Raw genomic sequence first — 15,093 nt, 5'->3', positions numbered from 1 at the left:
CTGGGTACCGTAGAGGTATGCGCCGCTGGGTTTTACACATCGACATGGACGCGTTTTATGCGTCCTGCGAACAGTTGACCCGCCCCACTCTCAAGGGCCGCCCAGTACTCGTCGCCGGGGTGTCGGGCAGGGGAGTCGTTGCCGGTGCCAGCTATGAAGCCCGCAAATACGGGGCCCGCTCCGCCATACCCACCCACCGCGCAGCTCGCCTCGTCGGCCCGCGCGTTGTCCTCGTCGCGCCACGGCGCGCGGTCTACTCCACTGCGTCGCGCCGAGTGTTCGAGGTATTAGGCAGGCACGTGGACGTGGTCGAGCAGCTCAGTATCGACGAGGCCTTCATGGAGCCACCCGAGCTTGTCGACGCCACCGTCGACCAAGTCCGCGACTGGGCGGAAAAAGTCCGCGCCGACATCAAGAACGAGACCGGCCTGCCAGCCTCCATCGGCGCCGGGTCCGGGAAGCAATACGCCAAGATCGCCTCTGAACTAGCAAAGCCCGACGGGATCTTTGTGCTTGACCCGGACCACGAGTTGGAAACTTTGCACGCCCTGCCCGCCAAAGAGCTGTGGGGCGTAGGCCCTGTCACCCAGGGCAAACTATCCACGATGGGGATAGAAACCATCGGCGACCTGGCCGATCTGAGCGAAAAGGAAGTAGAGATCGCACTCGGCGGGGCAGTGGGCCGCCAATTGTGGACCTTGGCGCGCGGCCACGACGACAGGCCTGTCACACCACGTGCCGAAGCCAAGCAGATCTCTGCCGAGCACACCTACCCGCACGACCTAACCACCCCGCCCGAGGTCGATGCCGCGATGACTCGTGCAGCCCAGGACGCCCACCGGCGCCTCTTGAAGGATGGCCGCGGCGCCCGCACCGTCAGCGTGAAGCTGCGCATGGCTGACTTTCGCATTGAGTCCCGCTCTGCCACGCTGCCCTATGCCACCGACGACGCCGAAACTCTGCTGGCCACCGCCTTCCGGCTGGTGCGCTACCCCGACGAAGTCGGCCCCATCAGGCTGGTCGGGGTGAGCTACTCCGGCCTGGAAGATGGGCTGCAGCACGTGCTCTTCCCCGAATTGGACCAGCAGATCGTCCGCCCGCAGCCCGTCGACACGGACTATGAAACAGGTGTCAGTGACCATGCCGCTGCCGGCACAGATTCCATCGAAGTGGACATCACCCCCGCCGACCAGCCCGGTCAATGGCGCGCCACCCAGGATGTCTACCACCCCGAGTATGGGCACGGCTGGGTGCAAGGCTCCGGTCTGGGCTGGGTCACCATCCGCTTTGAAACACGCGCGACCGGCCCTGGGCGGATCAAAACATTGCGTGTCGACGACCCCGACCTGAAGCACGCCGACCCCGTGGACTCGCTCGCCTGGGAGGATTGGGTACCTGCGGAGTAACCCCGGCAGAATTCTGCAGCTGCAGAAAATCAACCCAAGAGGGTAGCCGGATCCGCGTCCGCCGCCAGCGCAACGATGAGCGCCATGCGTGCTTGACCAGCACGAAGCCACCCGGCTGGCAGGGCACCGCGGGCGCCAAGTGTGTTTCCTCCACCGGCACCACCATAGGAAAACTGCACAGCACCCCGCGGCACCTGCGTCGTAATCACCACAGCAATCCCTGCCTCTAGCGCACGCGTGAGGGCCGCGCCCATGCCGTCCGAAACATTTCCAGACCCAAGCGCCTCGACGACGATCCCGTCTGGGCGCGTATCGACGATGGCATCAATCACTTTTCCACTCGCGCCGGGCCACGCGGCGGCCACCACCACATCCGTGCCCTCAAGGGGAGAGACGCCGATGGGGGAGGGGCGGCGCAGCGGCTCATCAGAAGTCAGAGCAAAAGCAATGTGGTCAGAGGTGTGCTGTTTCAGCAATCCGCGGGCAGGTAAGGCGCGGCCGTTGAAGAAGACGTGCACGCCAACGCCGGTAGGTGATGGCACATGGTCGATCGCGCCGCGCAGGTTGGCCGGCCCATCCGCGTCGGGATGGTCAGCGGATTCTTGGGCGCCGGTGAGAACGACAGGGCGATCGTCGTCAAGCATCAGGTCGAGCGCGATGGCGGTATCGGCCATGGAGTCGGTGCCATGGGTGATCACGACGCCGCGGCAGTGCTCGTCGGAAAGTGCGCGCTGGGCCTCGTCGGCAAGCGTGTCGATATCGCGCAAGCCCATGGCGGAAGAATCCAGCGAAGCCGTGTCGATGACGCGGGTTGGTACCTTGGTACCGCACGCCCTGATGAGGTCTGCGCCGGACAGCGTGGGGACGCGGGCGCCCTCCGCACTGACGGTAGAGGCGATGGTGCCACCAGTGGCGATGACGGCAACATAAGGATCAGGCATAGAAATAGCCTGCCACAGTGCGTCGCTCTTTGGCATAGAAGTTACGAAACGGTAACGTGGGAAGGCGTATTGACGCGTGCGGAGTCCCACCCCCGTAGCCCGAAACGCACAAGGAGAAATTGTGAAACTCAACAAGATCACTGCAATCATCGCCACCGTTGGCGTGGCCGTGACAATGGCATCGTGCTCGAACGATGAAGCAGCCAACGACGGGTCGACGAACTCGGAAACCACCGCGACCGCGGACGCCAACGAAGACACCGCAGCTCAGGAAAGCCCAGCTCCGGAACTGCCGACGGCGGCCGATCTCAATGAGGTGCTGGCACGAGCCACCGACCCAAACCTGCCGATGGAAGAGCGCGTAAACACCGTCCAGAGCGGTGAGACCGCGCCCGAGCTCTTCGACACGATGACGATTTCCAAGCAGGAATCCGGTGCTGACTTCCAGGTCGTCGATCCGGTTCTGCCTGGCTACTCCGCAAACTCGGTGCTGGCCACGGTTAATTTCACTCAGCCTGATCAGCCGACCCAGCTGGCAGAAAACGTTGAGTTCGTGTACGAAGACGGCAACTGGAAGCTGTCCCAGTCGTGGGCGTGCACCCTGATCACCAATACGGTGGCCCCGGAGCAGGTCCCAGCGATGTGCCAGGCCGGCGCACCGGCAGCACCCGAGGAGGCACCTGCGCCAGCAGAGGCCCCAGCACCGGAGGCGCCAGTCGAGGCTCCTGCGCCTGAGGCTCCAGCACCAGCGCCAGCACCGGCCGAAGCCCCAGCGGAAGCACCTGCGCAGTAATTACTGTTTGTCGCGCCACACCTCATCGGACCACAAGGTCTCCAACGTGAGGATCGTGGCGCGATCTTCTTTTTTCTCGATCCGCTGGCGCCAACGACGACGAATCCACCGATCGTGGCTGGTCATGATCACAGTACCTGGAAAGTCCAGCAGCGCTCGCTCCAATTCCTCCGCCAAGGCAAGGGAGAGGTGGTTGGTGGGCTCGTCGAGAAGCAGCAGATCCGGCGGGCAGGCCAAGATGATGCCCAGGGAGACGCGGCGGCGCTGCCCCAAGGAGAGGTCGGCGATCGGTTTGGTCACCTGCTCTTCTTTCATGAGCCCCATCTCCACCAGGGACGGCGTGCCGGCGGGAACGCGCGCCTCGAAAGCCTGCTGGGCGGTGATGGACAGGTCCTGCCAATCGTCATCCTGCTCTAAGCGGGCGACGGTTACTTCTTCGGGGATGCGCAGCTCGCCCTCGTAGTCGGTGAGGTGGACGTCGAGGATTTTCAACAAGGTGGACTTGCCGGAACCGTTCGGGCCTTCCACCAGTAACTGGTCGCCGGGCTGGACCTTGATGGTCAGTGGAGCCAGCCGGTCCTCCACGGCCAACTCCTTAGCAGCGACCGCCGGCTCGCCCAGGCTAGCTGCGGTGTGCTCTGGGATGCCGTGGAAACGCAGCGGCTCTGGTGGTTTGGGCAGCTGGTTGCGCTCCAAATCCTCCAGCCGGTTCTTTGCCCCACGGGTGCGGTTGCCCAAAGTTTTCGCGGCACGGTCGGCATAATACTTGGCGGCCATGCGGACCTCGGTCTTGTTCTCGTGGGAATGGAACACGTCCTCTTCGGTTTGCTCGGCTGCCTTTTCCAACCGGGCACGCTCCTGCTCCTGGGCGTTATAGTCGCTGATCCACCGGTTGCGGCGGGCCTCGCGCGCCTTCAAATAGTCAGAGAAAGAGCCGGTGAAACGGTTGCCCTGGCGGGTCTCCTCACCAAATCCACCCTCGGGTCCCAAGCCTGGATCCAGATCGACGATCCCATCGCAGGCGGTATCCAAGAAATAGCGATCATGGCTGGCCACCAGCACTGGCCCCTGGAAGGCCTCCAGTTCAGCGACCAGAAAGTCCACCGCCTCATCGTCTAGATGGTTGGTTGGCTCGTCCAACACCATGCCATCCACCGGGCGCAGCAAAAGGGTGGCCAGCGCAAAACGACGACGCTGCCCACCGCTCATCTCACCAAGAGGCGTTGCAAGATCCACGTTCGCCAGACCCAGCCCGGCCAGCACGGTGCTGACACGCGCATCCAGTTCCCATACCCCGGAGGACTCAGCACGTGCCAGGGCAAGGTCAAACTTCTCTGCCACCGAAGTGTCTTCGGGCGTGTCCACCATCGCCTGGGAAAGGTCAGTGATGGCCTGTTCGACGGCGCGCAGCTCTGCCACGGCATCGTCGATAAGCGCCTGCGCGGGCGCGGTAAAAGGCAGTTCGGTCTCTTGGGCGATGAAGCCGGTGACCGGGGGAGTGATGATCTGGCCAACGTCCGGCTCCAAGTCGCCGGAAATCAGCGACAAAAGTGTCGACTTGCCCGCGCCATTTTCTCCGATCAAGCCGGTGACGGAACCGGAGGGGGCGGCGAAAGAGATATCCGTGAGTACGCGGTGGCCCCCAGGATAAGAAAATGAGACTCCATCGATATTGAAGTGCAGCGATGCGACCATGGGGGGCCTCCTAGCAGAATGAACAATAACTACATCCATTCTACTCTGCGCCGCAACTGGCTATGACCAGTTCACCGTCTCGGTGTGGTCCTGCACGATACGGAAATCCTCGTCGGCGCCTGCGTAGACAATGCGCGTTGAGGCCGACACCGCTCCGTCGACGGGGAGGGCCTCGGTGCGGTCGACGGTGATGGAGCCCTCCGCGACGGTATCGGAACTTTCCACCGTCAAGGATTGTCCTGCCAAGTCCGGGGCGCTCTCGGCATCAAAATTCAGTGTTTCCTGCGCGGGGCGCTGGTCGACGATCACGTCCAACATCACCTGGTCGTCCTGAATATCGGTGACCGTATATGTTGTGGTGCGCAACATCGTCGAGCCACCTGTCACGCGCGATTCCACGGTCCAGGAACCGCCGACCCCGACGGCGTCGCTGGGGAAGATCACCGTGCTGGACAGGACGGACATCAGTGCCGACTCCACGGTGGCACGCGCATCCTCCGTGGCCTCTTCGGGCGCCAAGAGCTTTACCGTGCTGACCCGTCCGTCATCCGCTGCGCGCCACACGGACAAGAAACCGGTGGCAGATGCCAAGTCCGCGGAGACATCGTCGGCAACACGCAGCTCTACGCGCCGGGACGCATCGAGCTCACCTTCTCCGGCCGCCGGCGCTTCGAGCGTGCGCACCTCAAGCGGCAGGGTCAGCGAATCCGTCTCGGAGAGGGGCTGGGCGGCAGGATCCACCGCGTCGGAAGCGACCACGTTCTGGTCGAACCCGGTCTCGGTGGTCACGCTGCGTGTCGACGATTCCTCCTCCTCGCCCACGTCATTGTAGGAAAGCACCTGCGGATCCGTGCCCGGTTCAACAACTTCCACCCGTGCCACGTCCACGGGGAAGGCGGGAACCTCGGCGACGGGGTCGGGTTCCCCGGAGCAGGCCGCCAGTGTGGAGGCGAGCGCGACCGGAAGGAGGAGGGCGGGTGCTTTAAGACGAATACTCACACCAACAAACTACCTCACGGGGCAAACTAGCTTTTGGGTACTAAGGTAGTGAACAATGGTGCAAGTGGACAGGACATCTCAAAGAAAGAAGCGGGAGCGCAATTACGTTGGCCTGATGGTGGCGATCATCGTCGTCGTGGCCCTGATCGACCAAGCCGTGAAGCAGTTCATGCTGAACTGGCTGGAACCCGGCGAAGCCGTCGCCGTGATTGGTGACTGGTTCCGTTTCTACCTCCTGTTTAATCCCGGTGCCGCCTTTTCTATGGGGCAGGACTCTACCTGGCTGTTCACCACGATTCAGCTGGTGTTCGTCGTTGGCGCGTTGATCGCTGCGTTCTTTATCCGCCAGCCGTGGTACGCGGTGGGAATCGCGCTGATCGCCGGCGGCGCGCTGGGTAACTTGTGCGACAGGCTTTTCCGCGAACCAGGCTTCTGGTTCGGGCATGTCGTCGATTACATCTCTGTGGGCAACTTCGCCGTGTTCAACTTGGCGGATGCCTCGATCACGGTGGGGGTGGTCGTCTTCGTCATCGCCGTCTTCCTGGACGATTCAGAGAAAACGGACAAGCAGGAAGTTAAGGAAGATGATGCCCAGTGACGGGGGATTTCCGAAGCCTTCCAGTACCTGAGGGATTGGCCGGCATGCGCGTGGACGCGGCCCTGGCCAAGTTGTTCGGCATTTCGCGCACGGTCGCCGCTGAGCTGGCGACGACCGGGGAGGCGCTTGTCGACGGCCACACCGTCTCCAAATCTGATCGCCTTGTGGAAGGTGCTCGTCTTGAGGTCACCTTGCCTGAGCCCCAGGGCCCACCCATGCCGAAGGAAGAGTTAGTCCCGGGCCTGGACATCTTGTATTCGGACCGCGATGTGATTGCCGTGAACAAGCCCGTCGGCGTCGCCGCGCACCCGACGGTGGGGTGGGAGGGGCCCACGGTGGTCGGCGGTCTAGCGGCCGCAGGTTTTCGCATCTCTACCTCTGGCCCGCCGGAGCGCAAAGGTATCGTTCAGCGTCTTGACGTGGGCACCTCGGGCGTGATGGTGGTAGCCGCCAGCGAGCCGGGCTACTCCGTGTTGAAGCGGGCGTTCAAGGAACGCCAGGTGAAAAAGACCTACCACGCGATGGTGCAGGGGCTGCCAGATCCGCTCGTCGGCACGATCGACGCACCGATTGGGCGCCACCCTTCCGCCGGGTGGAAGTTCGCCGTGACATCTGATGGCAAGCAGGCCATCACCCACTACGAAGTCATCGAAGCGTTCCGGGAGTGCAGCCTGGTCGAGGTCTCGCTGGAAACAGGCCGGACGCACCAGATCCGCGTGCACATGTCCGCGCTGGGCCACCCGTGTTGCGGCGACCCGATGTACGGCTCCGACCCGAACCTGGGCAAGCGCCTGGGGCTTAACCGCCAGTGGTTGCACGCGGTGCGTCTCGGTTTTCACCACCCGCGTACGGGCAAGTGGATGGAAGTTGAATCCCCATACCCGGATGACCTCCAATCCGCCCTTGACGTGATGCGCGGATGACACGTTTCGACAAAGGCCGTGCCGTCGTGGCAGCCATAAGCATCGTGGTGTTGGTGGGCCTCGTCGTGATCCTCGGCATGCGCTCTGACCCACCGCCTCCGATCAACGGCGACAGCCTCGGCATGGAGCAAGGGGAGAGCTTCACGGACTACGCCGCGCGTGCCGACGAATCACTGAGCGCGCTTAACGACGAGAGCGCGCACCATTTCGCACTAGTCACCTTCACCGAACCTCTCGAAGCTGAGCCAGCTGGCGAAGTGACCGAGCCGGTCGGCCGAGTCAACGCCATGATGATCGCTGGAGTCCAGCTGCGCCCACTTCCAGAACCCGTCGATGGTGAGGACCGCTCTGATGTCTACGCGCGTGAACTAGATCGCGTGGCCGCAGCACTTGAGGATGTCCCCATGCCTGGGCCCATCGACACCCTGAACGCTGTCGTGGTGTGGGATCACCCAGAGATCCTCCGTGCGCTTGACGACGATCCTCAGGTGGCCGCCGTCGAGGCGCTTCCAGCAGACGCGCAGTGGGGCAGGTTCGGCGTCTCGCCGGTCATTGTGCCTGAGTAGCCGCTCGTCGCTGTCTGCCGAAACGCAGAATATCCCACAGGTAGATGGCCACCGCGACCCAAATGATGATGAAACCCACCCACCTAGACGTAGACAGGTGCTCCTGGGTGACGAAGAGAGCCCACAGCATCTGCATCGTCGGCGTAATGTACTGCAGCATTCCCAGCGTGGTCAGGTTCAAGTGCTTCGCGCCCGCACCGTAGAGCAGCAGCGGGATCGCCGTGACCAGGCCAGAGGTGACAAGCAGCAAAGCGTGGACTGGACCCTCGGACATGGCAGTACCACGCCCGGTGGCCTCCAGCCAGATCAGAAAACCTGCCGCCAGCGGAAACATCGCCAGCGTCTCTCCGGCAAGCGAGGCCTGCGCCGAGATCTTCACGCGCTTCTTCGCCAGGCCATATAGGCCGAACGTGACCGTCATCCCCAACGCCATAATCGGCGGCTGCGCCGAAAAGACAAGGAGCCAAATCACTCCCAGTGCCGCAATACCTACCGCAAAAACTTGCCACTTGCGCAGGCGCTCCTTCAAGAAGATCACACCCAGCAACACGGAAAACAGTGGGTTGATGAAGTAGCCCAGCGCGGCATCGGCCACGTTGCCAGAATTGACCGCCAAGACATAGATCCCCCAGTTCGCCGTGATCAATGCGCCTGACAAGGCGATCAATAACCACTGCCGCCCACCCGCCTGGCGCAGCTCACCCCAACGGCGCGTGATGGTGAGAACCACGACCATCAACACCGCGGTCCAGACCACGCGGTGGGCCAAAATCTCCACCGGCCCGGCAGGTTTGAGAAGCGGGAAGAAAGCGGGGAACAGGCCCCACGTTAAATAGGCGAACAGTCCATAGATCACAAGGTCGGACAATACCTGGTTTGCTCGCCCCGCTACGATGATTCGGTGTGAATGAGCAGATTCCTACCCTCCCTGTCTGGCTAGCCATCCATATCGGGCGCACCCCCTGGGCTGAGTCTTATCCCATCAACCGCGCCGGGATGAACAAGATGCTAACCTCCGTGGGCCTGGATATTACGCTGGAACACACCACCATCATCGAGGCAGAGATGGTGGAAGCCGCAGGCGAGGCCGCGACCGACCCCGCCGCCGCAACCTTGCTGATGGTGCAGGTCATCGCGGCCAACTCGGGCTCGTCTTTGCGCGGTGCGAAGCAGCGCCTGCGCTCGATCGCCACCCCGGAGGCGCAGGAGAAACTGCGTGAGATCGCCGCGACCGCCAATGAGGACGTCGCCGCCGCCTACACCTTGTTCCGCACCGGCTCGCGCAATAATTTCTCCCACATTGGCCCGGCTATGTTCACCCGCTACCTCGCGGCGGTCACTCCAGAGGCTTTCGTGTTGGACAGCCAGGTGGCCACCAACCTCAACCGCGCGGGCGTGGACATTGATCCCGTCGGCCCGTGGAACACGGCCAGCTACTCCCACTACATTGAGGTGCTCTACACCTGGGCAGGTCAGCACCATGACCCCGCCGATTTAGAGCTGGCGCTGCTCAATTGCCCCACCTCCGCCACAGAGATGGAGTTCTCCGGCGATACCGGACGCATGCTGGCCCACCTGCTCGGGGTGGAGCGGCCCGCGCCCACCACGTGGGGGATGCACCGGATGGATAAGAAGTTTGGCCGGCTGCGCACCGGAACCGTCACCGTCGTGTACGGGGAGAAGGGCAGTGGTGTGACGTCGCTGCTGCGCACCATCGCTTTGGGGAATTCGGCCCGCGGATTAAACGTGGACTTCATCACAGAGATGGATTCAGGCGATGCCTGGTCGCTCATGCTTGCTGGCGCGACCGGCATGAGTGTGGAGGAGCTCACCGACCGCGATAATGCCAGCCGCAACCGGATGGTCGTCGATAAGGCGCCGCAGCTTCCGGGCACCATCCGCATCCTGGCAGCGCCAGACCCAGAAACCCGCGCAGAAGTGATCATTGATGACCGCACATTTCCCACAGACCGTCGTCGTAAAGCACCTCCCGTGCCTGAACCCCGCCACGGCATCGCCTACCTGATGTCCTATCCCTTGCCGGATCTGGCTGAAGAGGCGGACATCGACGCGTTCCTGCGCCTGGAACGTCCTGACCTGCACCAAGGCGACCATAAACGTGCAGGCGAGATCGATTGTTATGACACGGTGAACAATCGCGGCATCGTGTTGGCCAACGCCCTGCACTGCGGACGAGTAGCCGACAAGGGGCGTTGACAGCTGGGCTACACTAGCCAGCATGGCCAAAAAATCCTCGTTTGTTCACCTGCACAATCACACCGAATTTTCCATGCTGGACGGCATGTGCAAGGTGGATATGCTTGCCGACGAGGTCGTGCGCCAAGGCATGCCCGCGGTAGGCATGACGGACCACGGCAACATGTTCGGCTCTGATGCCTTTTATAAGGCGATGACGAAGGCCGGCGTGAAACCGATCATCGGTATCGAGGCCTACATGGCCCCGGAGTCCCGCTTCAACAAGAAGCGCGTGACCTGGGGTACGCCTGACCAGAAGCGTGATGACGTCTCCGCATCCGGCGCCTACCTACACCAGACGATGGTCGCGGAAAATGTGACGGGCCTGCGTAACCTGTTCAAGCTTTCGTCGTTGGCATCCTACGAAGGCCAGCTGGGTAAGTGGCCGCGCATGGACTATGAGCTGATCGCCGAGCACGCCGACGGCATCATCGCCACCACCGGGTGCCCGTCGGGGGACGTGCAGACCCGCCTGCGCCTCGGCCAGTTCGACGAAGCACTCGAGGCCGCCGCGATGTGGCAGGACATCTACGGTAAGGACAATTACTTCTTGGAAGTGATGGACCACGGTTTGTCCATCGAGAAGCGCGTGCGCGATGATCTACTGCGTATCGGCAAGATGCTGGAACTTCCCGCACTGGCCACCAATGACTGCCACTACGTGCTGGAATCCCAGGCCCCTTCACACGAGGCGATGCTGTGCGTGCAGACCGGCAAGACGCTGCTGGACCCAGACCGTTTCAAGTTCGACGGCACCGGCTACTACATCAAGTCTGCCGAGCAGATGCGCGATCTTTTCGACGACGACATCCCCGATGCCTGCGACAACACGCTGTGGATCGCCGAGCGCGTCCAGCCTTACGACGAGATCTGGGAAGAGCACCCGCTGGACCGCATGCCGGTGGCGGATGTGCCCGAGGGCCACACCCCAACCACCTGGCTGACCGAGGAAGTCATGCGTGGCCTGGAGGACCGTTTCGACGGTGCGGAGGTGCCGCAGGAATATATTGACCGCGCGAAATATGAGATCGAGGTCATCGATGTCAAGGGTTACCCGTCCTACTTCCTGATCGTCGCGGAAATTATCAAGCACGCCCGCTCCATCGGCATTCGCGTGGGTCCGGGCCGTGGTTCGGCGGCTGGTTCCTTGGTGGCGTACGCCCTGACCATTACGAATATCGACCCGATGGAACACGGTCTGCTGTTTGAGAGGTTCTTGAACCCGGAGCGTCCATCCGCACCGGATATTGATATTGACTTTGACGATCGCCGCCGCGGCGAGATGATCACCTACGCCGCCGAGCGTTGGGGTGAGGACAAGATCGCCCAGGTGATCACTTTCGGCACCGTGAAGACGAAGCAGGCCATTAAGGACGCCGCCAAGGTGAACTTCGGCCAGCCTGGTTTCTCCATGGCTGACCGGATTAATGGCGCGCTGCCACCTGCTGTGATGGCGAAGGATATTCCTCTTTCAGGTATCACTGACCCGGAGCACGAGCGCTACGGCGAGGCCACCGAGGTCCGCACCATGATTGAGACCGACCCTGACGTGGCTAAGATCTACGAGACTGCCCGCGGCCTCGAAGGCGTGGTCCGCCAGGCAGGCGTGCACGCGTGTGCGGTGATTATGGCATCGGTGCCGTTGATGGATTGCATCCCGATGTGGAAGCGGCCTGCTGACGGCGCGATCATCACCGGCTGGGACTACCCAGCATGTGAGGATATCGGTCTGCTGAAGATGGACTTCCTGGGCCTGCGCAACCTGACCGTGTTGGGCGACGCGGTGGAGAACGTGAAGAAGAACCGCGGCGAAACCATTGATCTGGAAGCTTTGGACACCGATGACCCGGCTGTCTATGAGCTGCTCAGTCGCGGCGAGACCTTGGGCGTGTTCCAGCTGGACGGCGGCGGCATGCAGGAGCTGCTCAAGCGGATGAGGCCGACCGGCTTCAACGATATTGTGGCCTCCTTGGCCCTGTACCGCCCAGGCCCCATGGGTGTGAACGCACACTGGAACTATGCCGACCGCAAGAATGGCCGGCAGCAGATCACCCCTATTCACCCGGAACTTGAGGAACCGCTGCGTGAAATCCTAGATGAGACCTATGGCCTGATCGTGTACCAGGAGCAGATCATGGAGATCTCCCGCAAGGTGGCCAACTACACCGCCGGTGAAGCAGACGGTTTCCGTAAGGCCATGGGTAAGAAGAAGCCTGAGGTGCTCGCGGCGCAGTACGAGAAGTTCTGGTCCGGCATGCAGGATAACGGCTACTCCAAGGATGCGATGGACGCGCTGTGGGGAACGATCGAGCCCTTTGCTTCCTACGCGTTTAACAAGTCCCACGCCGCCGGCTACGCGCTGGTCTCCTACTGGACCGCCTACATGAAAGCGAACTACACCGCGGAGTACATGGCCGCCCTGCTCACCTCTGTGGGTGACAAGAAGGATAAGTCCGCCATCTATCTGTCGGACTGCCGCCACCTAGGCATCCGCGTGCTGCAGCCGGACATCAATGAGTCCGAAGAGGACTTCATGGCTGTCGGCAAGGACATCCGCTACGGCCTAGCCGCGGTGCGCAACGTGGGTAGGGAAGTGGTGGATTCCATCAAGGAGTCGCGCCGCACGAAGGGAGATTTCACCTCCTTTTCCGATTACCTGGACAAGATCGATCTGCTGCCGTGCAACAAGCGCATCACGGAATCGCTGATCAAGGCCGGCGCTTTCGACTCTTTGGGCCATGCGCGCAAGGGCTTGATGTTGGTCCAAGAAGATGCGGTGGACTCGGTCTTAACGACGAAGAAGGCCGCCGACAAGGGCCAATTCGATCTCTTTGCGGGCCTGGGCGGAGAATCCGATGAGGCCGTCAACGCTTTTGCCATTGAGGTGCCTGAGGACGAGTGGGACCGTAAGCACAAGCTGGCGCTCGAGCGGGAGATGCTGGGCATGTATGTCTCGGGCCACCCGCTGGATGGTTTCGAAGAAGCGATTGATGCCCAGACGGATACCCCGCTGACGCAGATCCTGTCCGGGGAGATGCGCCACGGCACCGAGGTGGTCATCGGCGGCATCATCTCTGCGGTGGACCGGCGTTTTTCCAAGAAGGACGGTTCCCCGTGGGCGATTGTGACCCTTGAGGATCACCACGGTGCCCAGGTGGAGGTGTTGCTGTTCAACAAGGTCTACTCGATGGTTGCCCCTCAGATCGTGGAGGACAATATCATCCTGGTGTCCGCGCACATCTCTATCCGTGATGAGCGCATGAGCATTTTCGGCGACGATGTGCGAATCCCTGAGCTCGGGCCCGGCAACGGTGCCGGCCTGCCGTTGCGCCTGACGATGCGCACGGAACAGTGCACGATGGACAACATTACGAAGCTGAAGAACGTGCTGGTCAACAATCCAGGTGAGTCTGATGTTTACCTCAACTTGGTCAACGGCGATGAGAGCCAGCTGCTTGTGCTGGGTGACCATTTGCGTGTCGAACGTTCCGGCAACCTGATGGGTGACCTGAAGGCGACCATGGGTGCCGGCATCCTGGGTTAGTACCTGGCGGCGCGGTCGCGTGAATTTAATTCCGCGATTCGCCGCGCCGCCAGGCCTGTCTGTGTATCTTCAAAAACACAGTCGTTGTAAATCCGGAGCCCCGGTCTGACTGACATATCGCATTGTCAACACACAGAAAGGGGCACTATTATGTCTCGGATTTTAACTACCCACGTCGGCTCGCTTCCGCGCACCAAGGAACTGCTGGAGGCCAACGCCAAGCGCGCACAGGGCGCCATTGCTCACGACGAGTACCTGCGCATCCTCCAGGAGTCCGCGAACCAGGTGGTGGCGAAGCAGCTGGAGTTGGGCATCGACATTGTCAACGAGGGCGAGTACGGCCACGCAGTCAAGGAAGAAATTAATTACGGGCCGTGGTGGAATTACATCTTCCCCCGCTTGACCGGCCTAGAGAACATCGACCGTGAACGTCTCGACGCGGCTATTGCGAAACAGCCAACAGACAAGGTTGTCCTCAGCGAGTTCATGGAGCGCCGCGACTTCCAGAAGTTCGCCGATGTCTATGCCACCACAAGCGCCGGCGAGTCCACCCACAACGAAGAAACCGGGAGCGACAAATTCCCAGCCATCACGGGTGAGATCATCTACGTGGGCCAGGAGGAGGTCGCGCGCGATGTGGCATTGCTGCGCAACGCGTTGCAGGCAAATAACTCCACCAACCGTGGCTTCATGGCTGCCGTGTCTCCCGGCTCTGCTGTCCGTTTGACCAATGAGTACTACGACGATCAAGACGCGGCAGTCTTAGCAGCTGCTCCGGCCATGCGCGAAGAGTACAAGGCCATCACGGATGCCGGTTTTAGCGTCCAGATCGATGCCCCGGACTTGGCTGAGTCCTGGGACCAGATCAACCCGGAGCCAAGCCTGCAGGGCTACCAGGACTTCCTGAAAATTCGCGTCGACGCGATCAACAAGGCCATCGAAGGCCTGCCGAAAGAACAGACCGTGTTGCACGTGTGCTGGGGCTCCTGGCATGGTCCGCACTCCACGGACATTCCTTTCGCAGACATCATTGATGTGCTGATGGAAGCCAAGGTGGGCGCAATGTCGTTCGAATCCGCAGGCCCAAGCCATGCCCATGAGTGGCGCGTGTGGGAAAACCGCCAGCTGCCGGAAGGCTACAAGCTCTACCCAGGCGTGATTTCTCACAACGTGAACGCCATTGAGAATCCGCGGCTCGTGGCCGACCGGATCCGCACGTTCGCAGACCTGGTGGGCCCAGAGAACGTGGTGGCATCGGCAGATTGCGGTCTGGGCGGCCGCATTCACCGCGACCTCGCGTGGGCGAAGTTGGACGCACTGGTGAAAGGCGCTGAGATCGCTTCGAAGGAACTGTTTTAGTCGATCTGAATGT

At 61.8% G+C, this 15,093-nt stretch carries 12 protein-coding genes; 8 read left to right on the top strand and 4 right to left on the bottom strand.

Features of this window, described 5'->3' with window-relative positions:
* Positions 1-17: 17 nt before the first annotated feature.
* Positions 18-1,406, top strand: coding sequence for a DNA polymerase IV (locus ACHFGA_RS03470; protein ID WP_394281037.1), 1,389 nt, complete (start codon positions 18-20; stop codon positions 1,404-1,406).
* Positions 1,407-1,435: 29 nt separating this feature from the next.
* On the opposite strand, the gene ACHFGA_RS03465 is transcribed toward ACHFGA_RS03470, so the two are convergent.
* A complete protein-coding gene (locus ACHFGA_RS03465; protein WP_394281036.1) occupies positions 1,436-2,383 on the bottom strand; it encodes an asparaginase in 948 nt (315 codons plus the stop codon).
* Positions 2,384-2,468: 85 nt separating this feature from the next.
* On the opposite strand from ACHFGA_RS03465, the gene ACHFGA_RS03460 reads away from it, so the two are divergent.
* Complete coding sequence (locus ACHFGA_RS03460) at positions 2,469-3,140, top strand: hypothetical protein (protein WP_394281035.1); 672 nt, start codon at positions 2,469-2,471, stop codon at positions 3,138-3,140.
* Here the strand turns inward: ACHFGA_RS03460 and ACHFGA_RS03455 are convergent, their stop codons facing one another.
* Together ACHFGA_RS03455 and ACHFGA_RS03450 are read right to left on the bottom strand one after the other, a co-directional pair.
* Positions 3,141-4,835, bottom strand: a complete 1,695-nt coding sequence (locus tag ACHFGA_RS03455; RefSeq protein WP_394281034.1) for an ABC-F family ATP-binding cassette domain-containing protein — start codon at positions 4,833-4,835, stop codon at positions 3,141-3,143.
* Positions 4,836-4,895: 60 nt separating this feature from the next.
* Positions 4,896-5,834: a DUF6263 family protein gene (locus tag ACHFGA_RS03450; protein ID WP_394281033.1), complete on the bottom strand. Its 939-nt coding sequence runs from the start codon at positions 5,832-5,834 to the stop codon at positions 4,896-4,898.
* 55 nt (positions 5,835-5,889) lie between these two features.
* On the opposite strand from ACHFGA_RS03450, the gene lspA reads away from it, so the two are divergent.
* The 3 genes from lspA to ACHFGA_RS03435 are packed head-to-tail and all read left to right on the top strand — an operon-like array spanning position 5,890 to position 7,921.
* The gene (gene lspA / locus ACHFGA_RS03445; protein ID WP_394281032.1) at positions 5,890-6,432 is read left to right on the top strand and encodes a signal peptidase II; all 543 of its coding nucleotides are present in this window, start codon (positions 5,890-5,892) and stop codon (positions 6,430-6,432) included.
* 44 nt (positions 6,433-6,476) lie between these two features.
* The gene (locus ACHFGA_RS03440; protein WP_394281084.1) at positions 6,477-7,355 is read left to right on the top strand and encodes an RluA family pseudouridine synthase; all 879 of its coding nucleotides are present in this window, start codon (positions 6,477-6,479) and stop codon (positions 7,353-7,355) included.
* Positions 7,356-7,381: 26 nt separating this feature from the next.
* Positions 7,382-7,921: a hypothetical protein gene (locus ACHFGA_RS03435; protein ID WP_394281031.1), complete on the top strand. Its 540-nt coding sequence runs from the start codon at positions 7,382-7,384 to the stop codon at positions 7,919-7,921.
* On the opposite strand, the gene rarD is transcribed toward ACHFGA_RS03435, so the two are convergent.
* Positions 7,905-8,777, bottom strand: coding sequence for an EamA family transporter RarD (rarD, locus tag ACHFGA_RS03430; RefSeq protein ID WP_394281083.1), 873 nt, complete (start codon positions 8,775-8,777; stop codon positions 7,905-7,907). The genes ACHFGA_RS03435 and rarD overlap by 17 nt on opposite strands.
* A gap of 47 nt (positions 8,778-8,824) precedes the next feature.
* Between rarD and ACHFGA_RS03425 the strand changes: the two genes are divergently transcribed.
* The 3 genes from ACHFGA_RS03425 (at position 8,825) to ACHFGA_RS03415 (ending at position 15,080) form a co-directional block, all read left to right on the top strand.
* Positions 8,825-10,138, top strand: coding sequence for a hypothetical protein (locus ACHFGA_RS03425; protein ID WP_394281030.1), 1,314 nt, complete (start codon positions 8,825-8,827; stop codon positions 10,136-10,138).
* A 22-nt stretch (positions 10,139-10,160) separates the two neighbouring features.
* Complete coding sequence (gene dnaE / locus ACHFGA_RS03420) at positions 10,161-13,721, top strand: DNA polymerase III subunit alpha (RefSeq protein ID WP_394281029.1); 3,561 nt, start codon at positions 10,161-10,163, stop codon at positions 13,719-13,721.
* 150 nt (positions 13,722-13,871) lie between these two features.
* Complete coding sequence (locus ACHFGA_RS03415) at positions 13,872-15,080, top strand: cobalamin-independent methionine synthase II family protein (RefSeq protein WP_394281028.1); 1,209 nt, start codon at positions 13,872-13,874, stop codon at positions 15,078-15,080.
* The last annotated feature ends 13 nt before the right edge of the window (positions 15,081-15,093 follow it).

The sequence above is a fragment of the Corynebacterium sp. genome, assembly GCF_043426755.1.
Taxonomy (GTDB): Bacteria; Actinomycetota; Actinomycetes; order Mycobacteriales; family Mycobacteriaceae; genus Corynebacterium.
This window is presented reverse-complemented; position numbering and strand designations above follow the sequence as displayed.

Bases quoted from the DNA above. Each gene is read 5' to 3' on its own strand.
- ACHFGA_RS03470 (WP_394281037.1), top strand. From the start codon at position 18: ATGCGCCGCTGGGTTTTACACATCGACATGGACGCGTTTTATGCGTCC.
- ACHFGA_RS03440 (WP_394281084.1), top strand. From the start codon at position 6,477: ATGCGCGTGGACGCGGCCCTGGCCAAGTTGTTCGGCATTTCGCGCACG.
- ACHFGA_RS03465 (WP_394281036.1), bottom strand. From the start codon at position 2,383: ATGCCAAAGAGCGACGCACTGTGGCAGGCTATTTCTATGCCTGATCCT.
- ACHFGA_RS03415 (WP_394281028.1), top strand. From the start codon at position 13,872: ATGTCTCGGATTTTAACTACCCACGTCGGCTCGCTTCCGCGCACCAAG.
- dnaE (WP_394281029.1), top strand. From the start codon at position 10,161: ATGGCCAAAAAATCCTCGTTTGTTCACCTGCACAATCACACCGAATTT.
- ACHFGA_RS03455 (WP_394281034.1), bottom strand. From the start codon at position 4,835: ATGGTCGCATCGCTGCACTTCAATATCGATGGAGTCTCATTTTCTTAT.
- lspA (WP_394281032.1), top strand. From the start codon at position 5,890: ATGGTGCAAGTGGACAGGACATCTCAAAGAAAGAAGCGGGAGCGCAAT.